The organism is Macrococcus psychrotolerans, assembly GCF_038095555.1.
Taxonomy (GTDB): Bacteria; Bacillota; Bacilli; order Staphylococcales; family Staphylococcaceae; genus Macrococcoides; species Macrococcoides psychrotolerans.
Window position 1 is genome coordinate 847,337 of the sequence record NZ_CP124591.1, and the last position, 19,200, is coordinate 866,536.

Genomic DNA, 19,200 nt, shown 5'->3' on the forward strand with positions numbered 1-19,200 from the left:
ACTAAATAAGCACTTGAAGCCTCTGAGGTTTCAAGTGCTTATTTAGTAATTAATTGAAGAAAGCCTGGTTCATTTCTTCTGCAAGTGATGCGATATCATCTGTAATCATTGATATGTATAGCTTGATTTTCGGCTCAGTACCTGATGGACGTAGTGCAATCCATCCATTCTCAAAATGAAACTTTAGCACATCAGCTTTCGGGAGCTCAATCTTTGTTTCAGAACCATCAGCATAAGAAGTCTGTGCAAGATAATCATCAACACGGATAACTTTTTGACCTGCTATTTCAGAAGGGAATTGGGCACGGCTTTCACTCATTATCTTTTCGATATGTGCTTTGCCTTCTTGGCCTTCAAAGGTGTGGGAGAATAATTTCTCCTGATAATGACCATATTTAGAATAAATGTCATTCATCTGGTCTACAATTGTACGCTGTTCATTCTTGAGCTCACTTGCCAGTTTGATAATGAGCGGGACGATTTGAACAGCATCTTTATCACGTACAAATGGACCGGCCATATAACCGTAGCTTTCCTCATAGCCAAATATATAGTTATACGCTAAAGAAGATTCAAATTGAGCAATCTTCTCTGCTATAAATTTAAAACCTGTTAAGACGTCAAACATTTTTACATTGTTTGCTTCAGCAATCTTGCGGCCAAGGTCACTCGTTACTATGGATTTTACTGCAGCACGATTTTCAGTCGTTTTAGTAGACTGAATACGATAGTGGAGGAGTAAAGCGCCTATTTGATTCCCATTGAAATAATGAAATTTGCCATCTACATATGCAACGATTCCCATACGATCCGCATCCGGATCTGTCGCAATCATTAGATCTGCATTTGAGGCTTTCGCGTAATTGACAGCCAAATCAAATGCGTCATGATCTTCTGGATTCGCAGATTTTACAGATGTAAAATCGCCATCTGGAATCGCCTGTTCCTTAACCACTTCATATTGCGTAAAGTTAAGTGCATCTAATAGTTCAGGTATGATCGGTACACTTGTACCATGCAAACTTGTAAAAACGACTTTAAGATCAGATGCCGGGATATCTTCGACGAGTGAAATAACTTCCGATTTATAGGCATTGATTATGCTATCATCTAAATATTCAATCCTACTTTGTGCTAGCAGTTCAGCTTTACTTGTAGAGTTAAGTGCAAATACATCATCAATATCATCGATAAAAGCACTTACCTTTTGTGAAGCTTCAAGCGCCAGCTGTCCGCCATCTGGACCATAGATCTTAATCCCGTTATATTCAGGTGGATTGTGGCTTGCAGTTATCATTACGCCTGCATCGGTCTTTAGGTGACGCACAGCAAAAGACAATTCAGGTGTCGTATGATATCTGTCGAAGATATATGTCTTAACATTATGGTGACCTAATACTTCAGCAATTGCATCACAGAATTCCGGAGAGAAATGTCTCGTATCATATGCGATGACCACGCTCGGTTCTGCTTTAAGTTCAATGAGATACTGTGCAAGGCCTGTTGCTACTTTCTGCACCGTGTATTTATTCAGACGGTTCGGTCCAAGTCCAATCTTACCTCGAATACCAGCTGTACCAAAAGATAAATTGCCTACATAACCCTCTTGCTTATCCTGTTCAGATAACTTTTCATAAGCTTCAATACTGATTAAACTATCATCGATATGTGCTTCCCATGTACTTTGATTTGTCAAATGTTCCATCTCCTTATATAGATTAACTTCATTAAATCATGAATTGTATGCGCCGACCACTGATATGCTGACAATTTATTTAAAAATTCTTTTTTAGTAGCAGACATTGGTACGGATTTAATGTCACTTGTGACTGGACGAGCTTCTGTTGAGTGCTTTCATTCGTCAGTACTACTTCATATTGACCCATTCTTGGTAAGGATACGTCATAATTGATCGCTGTAGGATTAAAAAGAAGTATAAACTCATATCTTCTATCGAAAAGCAATACCCCGAATAAAGGCTGGTCAATGTTAAGTTGTATGATACGTTTTGACTTATTTTCAAGCGTCTGAACCTTAAATATTTCATAAGTACGTCTTATTTTTATGGCTTGTTTGATGACATCAAGTTCTTTGTCATATTTGATTCTTCTGTTCCAGTCGATTCTATTGATGAAATCACTCAAGTTGTATGTGTTACCATGCCCATATTTTGTCCTAAAAAACTCTTGTCCAGCATGGATGAAAGGAGTCCCTAGTGACAGAATGGTGAAGATTGTAATCATCTGATGAATCTTATGCTGCAACTGTATATCGGTCTGAGTCGTATAGTTGATGCGGTCAAATAATGTATGGTTATCATGTACTTCTGCGTAGTTAATCGACTGCTTGGCTGGGATACCTGTCTGTCCTGTGAAGAGTGTGAACATTCTTTCATAGTATCGCCCTTTTCCGTTGAAATAGCCTCGATCCTTAAGTTCGAAATTGTTCCCTTTTAATGTGTCCCTAAAGAAATCGTTAAAAAAATGAACGTCAGGGACTTGATCGATATTCTCATGAATCGTCTTTATAGCGTCCGGCATTGCACTATATAGATTCCAGCCTTCACCTAGGATAAAGCCATATTTATTCTTACTTTGAATCAATCTTTCGATATGCTGCATCGTCTCAATATCAATAACACCCATCAAATCAAAACGGAAGCCGTCGATCTTAAAGGTATCAATATAATATTCTAATGTATCCAATATATATTTACGCATCATGACGCGTTCTGTCTTAACATCGTTTCCAACCCCAGTGCCATTGCTTAATGTACCATCTTTATGATAGCGAAAATAATATCCTGGCACGAGCTGTTCAAATGGAGAAGTCTCCATCTTATATACATGATTAAAGACGACATCTAAAATCACACCCATATCTGCTTCGTGATATTTCTGTACTACCATCTTTAATTCTTCGATTCGTTTCACAGGATGCACCGCGTCTGTAGAATAACTGCCATCAATCGTCTGATAGAATTCCGGATCATATCCCCAGTTGTAATTGGACGTGAAATCAATATCATCAACGCGAGCGAAATCGTTTACGGGTAATAATTCAATATGACTGGTGCCTAATGATTTTATATAATCAAAGCCAGTAGTATGCCCCGTATGGGTTGAGGTTCCTTCTTCGATTAACCCTAATAATTTGCCTTTATGCTGTATACCGCTATTCGGATGCATCGAGAAGTCTCTTGTGTGGACTTCATAAATAATGACATCATTACGTTCTATTTCTGGAAATTGAGAAGGAAAGTCTTGCACTTGATTCATATCGATGACCACGCTTTTCGTACTATTGACAGTTAATCCTTTAGCGTAGGGATCGTTCACTCGTATTTTCTTGTTGTTGATCATGACTTCGTACTGATAGGAAATACCATGGAGATTATTATCAACGACAACGGTATATGTACCGTTGTTCTTACGAGTCATTTCATACGTATGGTCATCTGTTACGACGATTATAGACTGCGCAACTGGTGACCATACAGAGAATGTCGTCTTATCATCTTTAATCGTTGCACCGAGGGTTTCATCCAGTGCACTAAATGCTGATTCAAAATTTGAGGTTCTCGTGATATCTCCTATGAATAATGGAATTTCTTGCCCGTCATATAATATATGATATGTTTGAGACAGATGTATAGGATGTGACATCTTCAATTTATAATAGTAGTTATTTTCAAGTTTAAATTGTTTCATCAATTCTAGTTTGAAGATACCATCATTATCGATTTGAAAATGTCCATTTAATTTTACATTTGATTGAACGGTTATGAGATTAAAATCATCTATATAAGCTTGCAATGGTAAAACCTCCTACTCGTTTAATATTATAACGTGTAACATGGAAAATATAAAAGTAAAAATATTTTGAATATAGGAAATTTTATTCATTTAAAGGGTATAATATAGAGATGAAAATATAATTAAATAATGTTTAATTAACATATCGTTCACATTTTTCAATTATACTGAAAATAAGCAATATGACGGAGGGATGAAATGGTAACTGAATTAGATCGATTTTTATTTCATCAAGGGACGCATTATGCATCCCAGCAGTTTATGGGCGCTCATTTCAACAAAGAGAAAGGTGAGACAACATTTACCGTATGGGCACCACATGCGCGCAAGGTAAGTGTTGCATTAGATGCGAATCAATGGACGGGTACTGGATACGAACTTGAGAAAGTACCGGATAGTGGATTGTTTACAGGTACATTTAATGTATGTATTGGTTCAATCTATAAATATTTAATCGAAACTAAACAAGGTCAACAAATATTCAAGGCGGATCCTTATGCATTCTATGCTGAGAAACGACCTGCAACAGCATCGGTTGTCACGGATATCTCCTATCAATGGTCAGATGAAGCATGGCAGAGTAATAAGACTTCTCCTTATGATCAACCAATCAATATTTATGAAGTTCATCTTGGAACGTGGAAAAAACATAATGTTGAGCGCTACGAAGGAGAATCCATCGATGCGTTTACAGATCGTTCATATTATACATATAGAGAAATGGCGGAGTCCTTAATCCCGTATGTGAAGAAGATGGGCTATACTCATATTGAATTGATGCCAATTACTGAACATCCTTTCGATTTGTCCTGGGGTTATCAAGTAACGGGTTATTTTGCACCTACAAGCCGATTTGGTACACCACAGGATTTCAAATATTTTATCGATCAATGTCATCAGCACCAAATTGGAGTGATACTGGACTGGGTACCGGCTCATTTTTGTAAGGATGCGCACGGTCTCAGGATGTTTGATGGGACTCCGTTATTTGAACATCCCGATATGTATCGTGCAGAAAAACGTGGCTGGGGGACGTTGACCTTTGATTTTGGACGAACAGAAGTACAGAGTTTCCTCGTGTCAAATGCACTATTTTGGTTGAGTGAATATCATATCGATGGTTTGCGTGTGGATGCTGTACATTCAATGACGGATCTTAATTTTGAGAATCATAAAGCACATGAGAGAATTTTTAATGAGGATGGGACAACGATTCATAAAGAAGCGGTTGCGTTTTTACGGAAGCTGAACACTGAAGTTTTCAAACATTACCCGTATACATTAATGATTGCAGAGGACTCATCAGATATGAAGAATGTTACAGCGCCAGTTGCTTCTGGCGGACTTGGGTTTAACTTTAAATGGGATCTTGGATTTATGCACGACACGCTTGATTATATGGAACTCGATCCTATTATGAGGCAGCATCACCACAATTATTTGAACTTTCCACTTGTCTATCGCTACGACGAAAACTTTATCCTGCCTTTCTCACATGATGAAGTGGTCCACGGTAAACTTAGTATGCTGGATAAAATGCCGGGAGATCAATGGCAGAAGTTCGCGCAGTATCGCTTATTATATGGCTATCAGATGACCCAGCCGGGTAAGAAGCTTAACTTTATGGGTAGCGAGATTGGAATGTATGCTGAGTGGAAAGATAAAGAGCAGCTGGACTGGTTCTTGCTGGACTATCCCATTCATCAAGGACTGCAGGATTTTGTTCAGGATATGAATAAGCTGTATTTAAAAGAAAGACCACTATTTGAATTAGATTACAAAACAGAAGGCTTCAAATGGATAGATGCAGACAATAATACACAGAATATTGCGAGTTACATGCGTACAGATCGTAAGGGTAACACTTTGATTATAGTGCTTAATTTCTCGAAGGAAGTTTATTATGACTTTACCGTGGCAGTAGATCAGCCTGGTAAGTATAAAGAATATTTTAATTCAGATAAAAAAATATACGGTGGCTCTAATCAAGTAGTCAGTAACTATCTTTTTTCAGAAACTATCGAGGTAACCGGTTTCAAACATGCGATAAAAGGGAAAATACCACCGTTCGGATTTGTAATCTATAAAAAAGTTAAAGAACGAAAAAGAACATCATAGATATTACAAAAAAATATGAATGAGGTAGGGGATATCATGTCAAATGAAGTTGTTGGAATGTTACTTGCAGGTGGAAAGGGAACGAGATTAGGTCAGCTGACAAAAAATATTGCAAAGCCAGCAGTGCCTTTTGGAGGAAAGTATCGCATCATTGACTTTACATTAAGTAATTTATCGAACTCAAATATATCGACAGTAGGAGTGCTTGTTCAGTACGCACCACTAATGCTGAACCGACATATTGGATTAGGAAAACCGTGGTCGCTTGATAAGCAGGATGGTGGCGTTACTGTGCTTGCTCCATTTGCTGATCAGGAAGGCGCTTCGTGGTTTGAAGGTACTGCCGATGCAATTACAAAGAACATTCATTTTATCGATCAGTATGACCCGGAATATTTACTGATTCTTTCAGGAGATCATATTTATCAGATGGATTATCAGCAGATGCTCGATTTCCATAAAGAAAAGCAGGCCGATGCGACGATTTCTGTAATTGAAGTGCCGATTGAAGAAGCAAGTCGCTTTGGAATACTAAATACTGAAGAGGATCTTAAGATTTATGAATTCGACGAAAAACCAGAACATCCAAAGAATAATCTTGCGTCGATGGGAATCTATATCTTTAGCTGGAAAGTTTTACGTGAGTATTTAATCGCAGATGAACAAGATACGCAATCTGAACATGACTTTGGTAACGACATCATCCCCAAAATGCTGGATGCTAACAAACTTCTTTATGCGTATCGATTCGAAGGATACTGGAAGGACGTAGGTACGATACAGTCCTATTGGGAAGCGAATATGGATTTACTAGAAGAAGATTTAAAAGAGCTGTTAAACAGCAAGTCATGGCCAACGTATTCTCATGAAGAAAACTTGCCGCCACAATATGTAGGTACTCAAGCAAATATCGATGATTCACTCGTCTGTCCAGGGTCATTTATCTTTGGTCATGTCGATCATTCAGTGCTGTTCAGCGAAGTTACGGTAGGCGAAGGTGCTATCGTTCAGGATGCAATCATCCATCCAAAAACTGTAATCGGTAAAGAATGTACAATCAGAAAAGCAATTATCATGGATAACCTTATCATTCCAGATGGTGTTACGATTGACGGAACAAATGAGCAGGAACCGATTGTTGTTGGTCCTAAAAATATTCATAAATTTACAGGAGGTCATGCATAATGCGTTCGCTTATGGGATTAATCAATTTATCAAATGAACAGGATTATTTAGAAGAACTCACGTATTTTCGAAATGGTGCGAGCGTTCCATTTGCAGGGAGATATCGTCTGATAGATTTCAGCCTTTCTAATATAGTAAGTTCGGGTACTGATCAAGTTGCAATCTTTGTCAACCAGAAGTACCGTTCTTTAATGGACCATCTTGGAAATGGTGATGATTTTGGGCTTGATGACCGAAAATCAAAATTATTTGTGCTCCCTCCGGATTGGCACGATCCATCGGATATTTCTAAAGGAGATTTAAGGCATTTTCATAACAACCGTGATTTCTTTATTAGAAGTAATGCAACGGATGTGATTATTTCTGGATCACAGCTGATTGCAAACACGGACTTTAAGGACGCATTTAAATTTCATATAGAAAATGATGCAGATATCACATTGATTTCAGAGAATGTGGATAAGCTTGAAGAAATGCATCAACCATTATTACGTGTAAATAATGAAGGTTCGAAAGTGACATATCTTAACCATGATAGTGCCAATGCCCACGTATTTACTGGAACATATATTATAAAGAAGGATAAATTATTTGAAATCATGGATTACTGCATTCAGAATTATAAAGATAATTTCTTCTTCCATGGTATATTCGAAAGAATAGATGAGCTGGATGTCACATATCATGATATTCAGGAAGTGACAATGTACATCAACTCGCTTAAGACATTCTATAAGAATAACTTGAGCATTTTAGAGCCTGAACGTTACAAAGCAATATTTATGAAGGAAAATAGAATTAAAACAAAGATTTCTAATCAACCTCCGACAAAATATATTGGTGATTGTACCGTTCTAAATTCGACTGTTGCCAATGGGTGTGAAATTGCAGGACATGTTGAAAACAGTATTCTTTACCGCGGCGTATGTGTTGAACCAGGTGTAACAATAAAAAATTCAATTATTATGACCAATTGCCATATAAAAGCGGGTGCTTTGATTGAAAATGTTATATTAGACAAAGACGTCATTGTGAATGAGCATCAGAAATTGATTGGGTCACAAGATAAGCCGTTTGTTGTTGCGAAAAGACAAACAATTTAAAGAAAGTTGGAAAAGTGATGAAAAAGATATTATTTGTAGCTTCAGAATGTACACCTTTCTTTAAGTCTGGAGGACTCGCTGATGTAATCGGCAGTCTTCCTCAATATTTAAATGAAACAGGTGACTGTGAAGTGCGTGTGATTTTACCACTTTATCAAGACTTAAAATCTGAATATAAGGAACAGCTTAAAGAAGAAATGATTTTTCAGACACATGTAGGCTGGCGTTTTCAATATACACGCATTCTATCATTAAAATGGAATGGTATTATATATTATTTTGTTGATAATATGCAGTATTTCAGTCGTGATACACTGTACGGTTATGATGATGATGGAGAACGTTTTGTCTTCTTTTCAAATGCTGTAATAGAATTTATCTATAGAGGAGATTATAAACCGGACGTACTTCATGGACATGACTGGCAAGCGGGGGCGGCAGTTGCCTTTTGTAATATAAAGCAACCTGTTGCTGGAATGCGTACTGTATTCACAATCCACAATATCAAATATCAAGGAATGCTGATGTACGATGCGTTTGACAACCTTTTTAACCTCGAGCGCGTTCATTTCGCGGGTTTCGAGTGGAGAGGCATGCTGAATCTTATGAAAGCAGGTATCTTCCATGCTGATAAGATTACAACGGTATCTCCGAGCTATGCTGAAGAAATTAAGTCACCATACTACGGCGAAGGGCTTGAAGACTTATTGAATATGCGTGCACGTGATTTAACAGGTATTGTCAATGGGATAAATGTTAAAGATTATAACGCGCTTACTGATAAGAACATCGCCGTCAATTTCAAAAGTTCGATACTTAAGAAACGAGAGAACAAGACGATACTTCAGGAAACGTTCGATCTTCCGAATTCTGCTCATATACCGATGTACGCAATAATCACGAGGATGGTAGAACAAAAGGGTCTGCATCTTGTGATGCGTATTATGGAAGAATTTATCCAGAATGAGGTACAGCTCTTTATCATGGGAAATGGCGAAGTAGAGTTTGAAAACTACTTTAATTATCTTCAGGAGAAGTATCCAGATAAAGTACGCTTCTATAGAGGGTTCGATGAGCAGGTTTCAAGACAAATCTATGCAGCAAGCGATTTCTTTATCATGCCATCACTTTTTGAACCTTGTGGTCTGAGTCAACTGATCGCGCTGCAATATCGCTCAATTCCAATAGTTCGTGAAACAGGGGGACTGAAGGATACCGTCATTCCATTCAATGAAGTGTCGATGGAAGGTACTGGATTATCCTTTGCCAACTATAATGCACATGAATTATTAGATAGGCTTTATGCATCATTATTAATCTATCATGATGAAAATAAATACAAAGCTCTGATTAAGAACATCACAAAAGTGAATCATAGCTGGGATGCTTCAGCACGACAATACTTAGACATCTATTAAGGAGACTTCAATGAAAACATATACAAAATCAGAATTTCGTAAAGTATTAGAAACTAAGTTGATGAATAAACGTACTGCAACCTTGGAAGAGTCTACAGATAACGATATATTCTACGCAATATGCTCTATATTAAAAGATGAAATTAATCAGGCAGGAGTGGATACTAGACATCATAACATTGAAGCTAAAAGACGCCAGATTAACTATCTATCGATGGAATTTCTGATTGGAAGATTAATTGAAAGTAACCTATTGAATGCCGGACTATTAGATGTATGTAATGAAGTACTGACTGAGCTCGGTCGTGACCCTAAGAAAATTTATAGTGAAGAAAATGATGCTGGATTAGGAAATGGTGGTCTTGGTAGACTTGCTGCGTGTTTCTTAGATTCTATCGCCTCTTTAGGATATATGGGAAACGGTTTTGGTATACGTTATCGCTATGGGTTATTCGAACAGCGTATTGTTAACGGTACACAAATTGAATTGCCAGATAACTGGTTACAGGAAGTATACCCTTGGGAAACAAGAAGAATAGAGGAAGCAGTGCCTGTAAATTTTGGAGGTCAAGTCACTTCAGAAGTACTTGAAGATGGCAATCTTAAATTTACTTATAGTAACCAGGAGACAGTACTTGCAGTGCCATATGATGTAGGTGTTGTAGGATATGATAATGATAATGTCAATCAGCTGCGTCTTTGGAGTGCTGAACTACCACACGACACGATAGATCATGGAGATAACAAGAATCGACTTGAGCATATGCAAAGTGTAGAACGTATTTCAGGTTTCTTATACCCTGATGATTCAACTGAAGAAGGTAGATTCTTACGTCTCAAGCAACAGTATTTCTTAGTTTCATCTACGATTCAGACGCTGATCAATCAATTCAAAGAACGCTATCAGCTGCCTGTAACAGACTTCCATAAGTATCATTGTATTCAGATCAATGATACGCATCCTACATTCGGTATTCCAGAACTGATGCGTATTCTGATGGATGAAGAAGGGCTCGGATGGGATGACGCGTGGCACATTACTACGCACACATTTGCCTATACGAATCATACAATCATGCAGGAAGCGCTAGAGAAATGGCCAGTATATCAAGTTCAGAATGTTAACCCGCGTATCTTTATGATTATCAATGAAATCAATGAACGTTTCTGTAAGAGTGTATATGAAGCACATCCAGAAATGCGTGATAAGATTGGTGATCTTGCAGTCATCAGTAATAATGTGGTTCATATGAGCAAGCTTGCTATCGTCGGTTCTTTCAGTGTGAACGGTGTAGCTGCGCTCCACTCTGAAATTATTAAAGATTATACATTTAATGATTTCTATAAGCTGACGCCAGAGAAATTTAATAATAAGACGAACGGTATAACGCATAGAAGGTGGTTGATGACCTCTAACCCTGAGCTGTCAAACTTAATCAGTGATACTATCGGAAATAACTGGGTGAAACATCCTCAGGAATTAACGCAGTTGATGCATTATTATAATGACGATGCTTTCCTGGATCGATTAGCTGAAGTGAAGCTGCACAATAAAAAAGCACTTAAAGAGGTCATCTACAATAAGACAGGCATTGAAGTAGATGAACATTCTGTATTTGATGTGCAAGTGAAAAGATTACATGAGTATAAGCGACAATTATTGAATTTACTGCGTATTATCTACCTCTATAATGAAATTAAGCGTAAGCCGTCTATAAAAATACAACCGATAACATTTATCTTTGGTGCCAAAGCAGCACCGGGATACCATATTGCTAAAGAAGTGATCAAACTGATTCATGCTGTTGCAAATGTAGTTAATAATGATACAGATGTTGATAATAGAATTAAAGTTGTATTTCTAGAAAACTACAATGTGACATTAGCTGAAGATATTATGCCGGCAGCAGAAATATCAGAACAGATTTCAACTGCATCGATGGAAGCATCAGGGACAGGTAATATGAAGATGATGATGAATGGTGCGATTACACTTGGTACGATGGACGGTGCGAATGTTGAAATTGCTGAGCTTGTAGGTAAAGAGAATATCTTTATCTTTGGTTTAAGTTCTGAAGAAGTCATTAATTATCAGTTAAATGGTGGCTACCGAGCAGAGGACATCTATAAGACGGATTCACGTGTGAAAAATGCGATGGACGCGCTTATCAATGAACAGTTCGGCAGAAACTATGCATTTAATGACCTGTACTACCATGTACTGACAAACAATGATCCGTACTTCCTGCTTAAAGACTTTAACTCATATGTTGATATTCATTTGACTGCGATGGCAACATATCAGGATAAGAGGAAGTGGAATCAGATGAGCTTGACGAATATAATGAAGTCGGGTCAATTCTCTAGTGACCGAACGATACAGCAATATGCGACTGATATTTGGAAGTTGAATTAATTAAGGGCTGAGACGATAAAGTCTCAGTTTTTTTATGGAAATTTCGCCATCATCTGTTATACTAAATATATAACAGAAACTTTTTATTTTGTATTTTAAATTGTTCTATAATATGTATAACAAAAAGGGGTGTTGACAATATATATTGAATTAAATGAAGGGAGCACGACTCCTGTATATTTGCAGCTTGCGAATGCGATAATTGCGAATATAGCATCAGAAAATGCAGTGCCATATGATGCGTTACCTTCAAGCAGAAGTTTAGCTCGTGGATTACAAATTAACATGCATACTGTGAATAAAGCATACCATTACCTGGAAGATAAGGGGTTGATACTCGTTCAGCCTAAGTCAGGTGCGATCATTCATCCGGATGCATTGAAGGCTGCTACGAAAGCCGAACAGGAAGATTTGCTGGAACGATTAAAGCCGATAATCGATGAAGCGAAATGCAAGCAGGTCGATATATCAGACTTATTAAAAAAATTAGAGGAGCGTGAATAATATGGAAGCCGTTATTACAACTATTATCTTACTTTGTACAGGTCTACTCTTTTTACTGAATGCACGATATATCAGAAGAAATATTCTCTTTAGTGTGTATGTTCCGGACAGTAAGCGTAATGATAGTAAGGTGAGAAATATTGCGCAAACGTATAAACGAAATGTATTCATTATCAGTATATTATTTGCAGTTATTCATTTATTGTTGAGGACGATATTACAATCTGAATTGCAGTTTATCCTGTTTACGATACTTATATTCCTATTGATTATCGCAATGATCTGGATATATAGAAGTGCATTTAATCAGATGAGATCTTTAAAAGAAAAAGAAGACTGGATGGCAGACATTAAAATGTATAAAGCTGTAGATACAAGTTTAATGGATGAAGAAAATTCGACGACTTCATACTTCTATATGATACAATTCGTAATGCTCATGGCAGCGGTAATATATGTTGCAATGAACTATCATACAATACCTGACACAATTGCGACGCACTGGGGGCTTAATGGTGTACCGGATGATTGGAGTGATAAAAATATAATAACTGTATTCTTCCCTTCAGGCATAGCACTCTTTATGATATTTGTGTTATGGGGTTCAAGCAAAGGGTTATCACTTTACCAGTCAAATGTGAGTCCGGCAAACAAAGAAGCTTCGAAAAAGTATGCGACAGATACGAAGCGCAATAACGAGATGTTACTGCACGTCATATCATTTATTATGACAATTTTATTTATCTTCATTCTCGTAAGACCTGTTCTGTTCGGGAAAGAATATATGCCACCTTATATAATGGAAAGTATTATATTTATATCAATTGTCGTGGTGATATTTGGTATTATTCAGCAGATTAGCAATGATAAGAAGTATCGTGCCTCAGCCGCTTTAAATGATAAAGCACCGTATCATAATGAAAAAAATTACATATGGGGACTGTTTTATTATAATAAAGAAGATGATAACGTGTGGGTACCAAAATTATCTGAATTTGGGATGACACTCAATATGGCAAGACCAGCTGCATGGTTTATCGCATTTATGATTATTGTGTTTCCTATAATACCGATAGTGATTATGATTATAATGACTTGAGATAAATATTTAATATGATACGATTATACTATACTACAAATAAAAATAAAAAATGTCACTAGGGGTGCATTCGTGCTGAGAGGAGTAATCCGACCCTTTGAACCTGTTTGGTTTATACCAGCGTAGGGAAGTGCTTAATGCCTATACCTGCGTATAGGCATTTTTTATTGAGGAGGAATAACATGTTTACTGAGCGCATATTAAAGCGTGTCGAACCGATCTGGGCTTCTTATCTGGAACATCCTTTCGTTAAGGGGCTAGGTGATGGTTCGCTTGAGAAGGAAAAGTTTCAGTTCTGGTTAAAACAAGATTATGTTTATTTAATTGATTATGCTAAATTAATGGCGATCGGGAGTGCGAAGGCACCTGACCTGCGTGTGATGGGCATATTCTCTAAACTGCTGCATGGTACGTTGTTTATGGAGATGGATTTACATCGCAGCTATGCGAAACAGTTTGGCATTTCTGAAAGTGAATCAGAAGCAACTGAAGCGGCATCAGTGAATACAGCGTATACGAGCTATATGCTGAACCATGCACAGCGTGGTGGTGCCGAACATGTTACGGCGTGTCTGCTTGCGTGCGCATGGAGTTATAACTATATCGGGAATCATTTAGCGGAGCAGGACGGCGCATTAGATGATAATAATCCATATCGTGACTGGATTGAAACATATTCAGGGGAAGCATTTACGGAACTTATGAATGATGCAATTGCACTGATGGATGAGCTTGCTGAAGGTATGCCGGAGCGTGTACTTGCAGATTTAGAGGAGATTATTGTTAAAACAAGCTACTACGAGTATATGTTCTGGGAGATGTGTGAATTTAAAGCACATTGGGACATTCCAGTGAAGTAAGTTGTAATGTTAGAATAGTTAAAGTCAGAAGCTAAGCGGATGCTTAGCTTCTTCTTTATTATTTATTTAAAAAGAAAATTTCGAAAAGTGTGAAATGTATACGACAACAATCGATTATTTTTTGTTACTATAATAAGAACACATATATATATTATAAAAACAGGAAGGGATTGTTGATGTGGATATTTTGATTGGAACAGGTTTCTTACTCCTTGTCCTTGTGCTGTTTACGTTATTTACGTATAAAGCACCATCTGGTATGAAGGCGATGGGGGCATTAGCGAATGCCGCGATTGCAACATTTCTTGTCGAGGCGTTTCAGAAATACGTTGGTGGAAATATATTCGGAATAAAGTTTCTAGAAGAATTAGGAGATACAGCCGGAAGTCTCGGTGGTGTAGCAGCAGCTGGTTTAGTTGCTTTATCTATTGGTGTATCTCCCGTTTATGCACTCATTATAGCAGCAAGTTGTGGGGGCCTTGATTTATTACCCGGGTTCGTTGCAGGGTATGTCGTTGGTTATGTTATGAAATATGCTGAAAAATATGTGCCTGAAGGTGTTGATCTAATTGTAGGAATTATTATTATCGCGCCGCTTGCACGTATGCTTGCAATGCTTGTTACACCATTAGTAAATAATACGCTAATTAAAATTGGTGAAGTGATACAGCAATCTACAGATGCGAGTCCGCTGGTTATGGGATTTGTGCTTGGTGGTATTATTACGGTTGTAGGAACTGCACCACTGAGTTCGATGGCTCTAACAGCACTACTTGGTCTGACAGGGTTACCGATGGCGATTGCTGCAATGGTATCATTCAGTTCAGCGTTTATTAATTCAACGATGTTCTATAAATTAAAGTTAGGAGATCGTGCCTCTATCTTAGCTGTTGGCATCGAACCGTTATCACAGGCAGATATTATATCCTTAAATCCTGTACCGATCTATTCTTGTAACTTTATCGGTGGTGCACTTGCGGGTATGGTTATTGCACATTCTGGAATGATTAATGATGCACCTGGAACAGCGAGTCCTCTAGCTGGATTTTTAGTGATGTTCGGCTTTAACGAACCACTTCAGATTATTGGATGGGGTAGCGTTATTGCGGTAATCTGTCTAATTGTTGGGCTAGTAGGAAGCCGTATATTTAAATCTTATCCTCTGCGCAGGAAATCAGAATTTATATAATTGGTTTATACATCTAAAGTATGGCAGTATGACATTATCTTTTTATATATTATTAATGGTATAATAGCATAGAATTTTGAAATAAGGAGATAACATATGTTAAAAGAGATAAAAGAATGGATCATATCAATACTTGTTGCACTTGTCGTTTTCTATATCGTACATACATTTTTATTTGCAACGTATGCAGTCAATGGTGACTCTATGTTCCCGACGTTTAAGGATAAAGAGCGCGTGATTATCAATAAGATTGCGACAAAGACAGGTAGCATTGATCGTGGAGATATTATTGTCTTTCATACAGATACTAAAAATGACTATATAAAGCGATTGATTGGTAAGCCTGGCGATACGGTTGAATATAAGAATGATAAACTCTATATAAATGGACAGTATATTCAGGAAGATTATTTGAAAGAAAATCGCAAGAACAAGACGAATGAAAAGCTGACGGATGATTTTACTGTAGATATGTTAGTAAATGCGGACGGTAATAAGAAGATTCCTGAAGGTAAATACCTGGTATTAGGAGACAATCGGGAAGTCAGCCTTGATAGTAGAAGAGAATTAGGACTTATTGATAAAAGCGATGTCGTGGGTAAAGTAGCTCTGCGTATATGGCCATTTGATGCGTTTACGCGTTATTTTTTCGAAGACAACTTTGATAAAGTGAATAAATAAAAATGGTTGAGACGATTTTAGTCTCAACCATTTTTATTTACATATATTTATTAATCCTTAATAAATTATTTACAAAGGTATTATAATCTCTTAATAATTGATTGTTAATCTAAACAAGTAATAAAAATTTCTTTTACATTTGGAGGAATATTAATGACTAGATTTCGTTATATTACAGCTGGAACATTAGCTGTATCTACAATTTTATCTGCAATTGCACCGACCACTGCATTTGCGGGAGGAAAACCTTTGCCACAAAATAATGGTGTAAAATCAGAGGTCGTTCAATGTGGCAATAAACAGAAACCAAAAAATGTTATCTTTATGATAGGTGACGGCATGGGTCCTTCTTATACTTCAGCATATCGATACATGGAAGATAAGGAAGAGACACATGAATTAGATCCAGTTGCTTTCGACCATTATTTACTAGGTGCACAACGCACAATTGCTGATGATGATCATGAGAATATTACAGATTCAGCATCTGCAGCGACAGCGATGAGCGCCGGTACTAAAACTTATAATAATGCAATCGCTGTTGATAAACAGAAGAAAGAAGTAAAGACTATTCTTGAGCAGGCGAAGGAAGTAGGTAAAGCTACGGGTTTAGTTGCGACAAGTGAGATTACACATGCGACTCCTGCAGCATTTGGGGCACACGACATTTCTAGAAAGAATATGCCGCAAATTGCTGATGATTATTATGATGAAATGATAAATGGACAGCACAAAGTAGATATACTGCTCGGTGGCGGTAAAGAATACTTTGAACGTAAGGATAGAAATTTAGTCAAAGCATTCCAAAAAGATGGATATCGCTATGTCACAGATAAAGCTTCTTTGACAAAAGCAGCGCAATCTAAGAATCAACAAATTCTAGGTCTGTTCTCACAAGGTGGGATGCCGAAGATGATAGATCGAAATGAAAGTATGCCGTCACTTAAAGATATGACCGAAACTGCCTTGACAAAATTAAGCGGTGATAAAGATGGGTTCTTCCTGATGGTTGAAGGATCTCAGATTGACTGGGCAGGACATGCAAATGATATTACAGGTGCGATGAGCGAAATGAAGGATTTTGACTTAGCTTTCCAGACAGCGATTAACTTTGCGAAGAAAGACTGTAATACGTTAGTCATTGCAACTGCCGATCACTCTACAGGTGGAATGTCGATGGGACAAGGTGGAGAATATAACTTCCTTGTTGATCCTATCAAACAGATGAAGCATACTCCTGAATATTTGAGCGCAGCGTTGCTGAAAAAAGATGCAAATATAGATAAAATAATCACAGAAAATATTGGATTTGCATTAGAAGCTGCTGAAATGAAAGCCATAAAAGAAGCTGTTGCTAAAAAAGATGATGAAAAGATTGAGGATGCAATTGAAGCGACAGTTAACAAACGTAGCTACACAGGATGGACAACGAATGGCCATACAGGAGAAGATGTAAACGTCTATGGATATGGTCCAGGTGCACAAACTTGGAGAGGTAATATGGATAATACAGATAACGCAAAACGAATTTTTGAATATCTTAAGAAATAAAAAATGAATGTGCCAAACGGCACATTCATTTTTTATTTCTTAAGATTAAGCTGTAACCCATTGAGATGGACCAGCTGTATTGTATAACTTAACAGCGGCTGCATCTTGGACTGCTTCAGGTGCTGATGCTGGAGATACGCCTCTCCACTCAGCTGGAGCTACTGAATCCCAAGTAGATTGTAAGAATTGGTATTTACCTGCTGCGCCAGAAGTTGGGTTAATTATACGGATATTTCCGCCAGATTCACGTTGAGCAATTGCTTGTAAATGTGAGTTAACACTTACTGGTGAAGTTGCTGATCGTGTTTGAGCTGGCGCTTTATATGTTGATTGTGCTTGATAGTTCTGCGCTTTAGGTGCTGCATATGTTTGAGCAGGTGTCTGCGCTTTAGGTGCTACATACGTTTGAGCAGGTGTCTTTGCTACAGGAGCCTGTGCTTGTACAGCAGGTGCCTCCTGTTTGAAGTTGTTATTCGCTACTGAGCTGAATGCTTCTGAATCTGCTGATCCAGTATGGTTATATTCCCAAGTCCAGTGCGCACCATTTGAATCAAAGGTAAAATGATAGCCATCCTTAGTGAATTCATAGTGATAAGCCCCTTCGTGTACAGGGTTTTCATTTAAAGCTGATGGGTTGTTTAATGCTAAGTTTGCTAATTCAGCTTTGTTGATTTGATTTGCTTCTGCTGTTTCCGTAGATGCATCTGCTTGAGAAGCTGAAACACCAGTTACTCCTAATGCTAATGCTAATGTTGAAGTCATAATTGCTTTTTTCATTATATAAAATCCTCCAGTAATTTGTTTAATTAATATTCTGAATCAAAGTAAGATTCATTTGGCTAAGTGACACTACATACACTAACACAATTAATATGTCTGTGCGTTACAGCTACATAACAATTCATTACAACGTTGAAATGTTCTCGTAATATTTGTTGAAATGTACTATGTCTGTAACAGCACATATTAAAACATAATCAATTCGATAATACAAATAAAAAGGGATATAAATTTAATAATCTAAATATGAATTGGAAATTAATTTTCAAAATAAACCTTAAGTAAAGATTTTTATTTTTATATAAATCGCAGCAGCTTCTTTCATTTTTCTTCATGTTAATATATGTAATTAATTACAATTAAAAATATAATTATTTTTATTTAACACAATAAAAATATGAATTCAATTGGTCAAAGATAATCAAAATTATATTTGACTATCTTTGACTATTGGTGTATAATGTAATTACAGAAGTGATAA

14 protein-coding genes and 1 riboswitch are annotated in these 19,200 nt (G+C 37.2%); of the genes, 11 read left to right on the plus strand and 3 right to left on the minus strand.

The window, feature by feature from the left end:
- Positions 1-49: 49 nt before the first annotated feature.
- Both QA539_RS04325 and pulA read right to left on the minus strand, forming a co-directional pair.
- A complete protein-coding gene (locus QA539_RS04325; RefSeq protein WP_419895525.1) occupies positions 50-1,696 on the minus strand; it encodes a phospho-sugar mutase in 1,647 nt (548 codons plus the stop codon).
- Between the two features lie 79 nt (positions 1,697-1,775).
- Positions 1,776-3,815 carry a type I pullulanase gene (gene pulA / locus QA539_RS04330; protein ID WP_419895526.1) on the minus strand — a complete coding sequence of 680 codons (2,040 nt, stop codon included), beginning with the start codon at positions 3,813-3,815 and terminating at the stop codon, positions 1,776-1,778.
- A gap of 198 nt (positions 3,816-4,013) precedes the next feature.
- On the opposite strand from pulA, the gene glgB reads away from it, so the two are divergent.
- From glgB to QA539_RS04385, 11 genes are all read left to right on the plus strand, one after another.
- A complete protein-coding gene (glgB, locus tag QA539_RS04335; protein WP_219494545.1) occupies positions 4,014-5,933 on the plus strand; it encodes a 1,4-alpha-glucan branching protein GlgB in 1,920 nt (639 codons plus the stop codon).
- Between the two features lie 36 nt (positions 5,934-5,969).
- Positions 5,970-7,118, plus strand: a complete 1,149-nt coding sequence (locus QA539_RS04340; RefSeq protein WP_419895527.1) for a glucose-1-phosphate adenylyltransferase — start codon at positions 5,970-5,972, stop codon at positions 7,116-7,118.
- Positions 7,118-8,221 carry a glucose-1-phosphate adenylyltransferase subunit GlgD gene (glgD, locus tag QA539_RS04345; RefSeq protein WP_419895528.1) on the plus strand — a complete coding sequence of 368 codons (1,104 nt, stop codon included), beginning with the start codon at positions 7,118-7,120 and terminating at the stop codon, positions 8,219-8,221. Before QA539_RS04340 ends, glgD begins: the two co-directional genes overlap by 1 nt.
- 17 nt (positions 8,222-8,238) lie before the next feature.
- Positions 8,239-9,639: a glycogen synthase gene (locus QA539_RS04350; protein ID WP_419895529.1), complete on the plus strand. Its 1,401-nt coding sequence runs from the start codon at positions 8,239-8,241 to the stop codon at positions 9,637-9,639.
- Positions 9,640-9,649: 10 nt separating this feature from the next.
- Positions 9,650-12,055, plus strand: a complete 2,406-nt coding sequence (locus tag QA539_RS04355) for a glycogen/starch/alpha-glucan phosphorylase (RefSeq protein ID WP_419895530.1) — start codon at positions 9,650-9,652, stop codon at positions 12,053-12,055.
- 132 nt (positions 12,056-12,187) lie between these two features.
- On the plus strand, positions 12,188-12,559 hold the full coding sequence (locus tag QA539_RS04360) for a GntR family transcriptional regulator (protein ID WP_283721637.1): 372 nt from the start codon (positions 12,188-12,190) through the stop codon (positions 12,557-12,559).
- Position 12,560: 1 nt separating this feature from the next.
- A complete protein-coding gene (locus QA539_RS04365) occupies positions 12,561-13,658 on the plus strand; it encodes a DUF1648 domain-containing protein (protein WP_419895531.1) in 1,098 nt (365 codons plus the stop codon).
- Positions 13,659-13,708: 50 nt separating this feature from the next.
- Positions 13,709-13,804, plus strand: a riboswitch (TPP riboswitch).
- 36 nt (positions 13,805-13,840) lie between these two features.
- On the plus strand, positions 13,841-14,518 hold the full coding sequence (gene tenA / locus QA539_RS04370) for a thiaminase II (protein WP_419895532.1): 678 nt from the start codon (positions 13,841-13,843) through the stop codon (positions 14,516-14,518).
- Positions 14,519-14,696: 178 nt separating this feature from the next.
- Positions 14,697-15,707 (plus strand): PTS sugar transporter subunit IIC, encoded by a 1,011-nt coding sequence (locus tag QA539_RS04375; RefSeq protein WP_219494561.1) that lies wholly within the window; start codon positions 14,697-14,699, stop codon positions 15,705-15,707.
- A 96-nt stretch (positions 15,708-15,803) separates the two neighbouring features.
- The gene (lepB, locus tag QA539_RS04380) at positions 15,804-16,388 is read left to right on the plus strand and encodes a signal peptidase I (protein ID WP_419895533.1); all 585 of its coding nucleotides are present in this window, start codon (positions 15,804-15,806) and stop codon (positions 16,386-16,388) included.
- A gap of 153 nt (positions 16,389-16,541) precedes the next feature.
- Entirely contained in the window at positions 16,542-17,939 is a 1,398-nt protein-coding gene (locus tag QA539_RS04385; protein ID WP_423245842.1) for an alkaline phosphatase, read from the plus strand.
- 45 nt (positions 17,940-17,984) lie between these two features.
- Here QA539_RS04385 and QA539_RS04390 read toward each other — a convergent pair whose 3' ends face one another.
- Complete coding sequence (locus QA539_RS04390) at positions 17,985-18,716, minus strand: transglycosylase family protein (RefSeq protein ID WP_419895534.1); 732 nt, start codon at positions 18,714-18,716, stop codon at positions 17,985-17,987.
- Positions 18,717-19,200 lie beyond the last annotated feature (484 nt).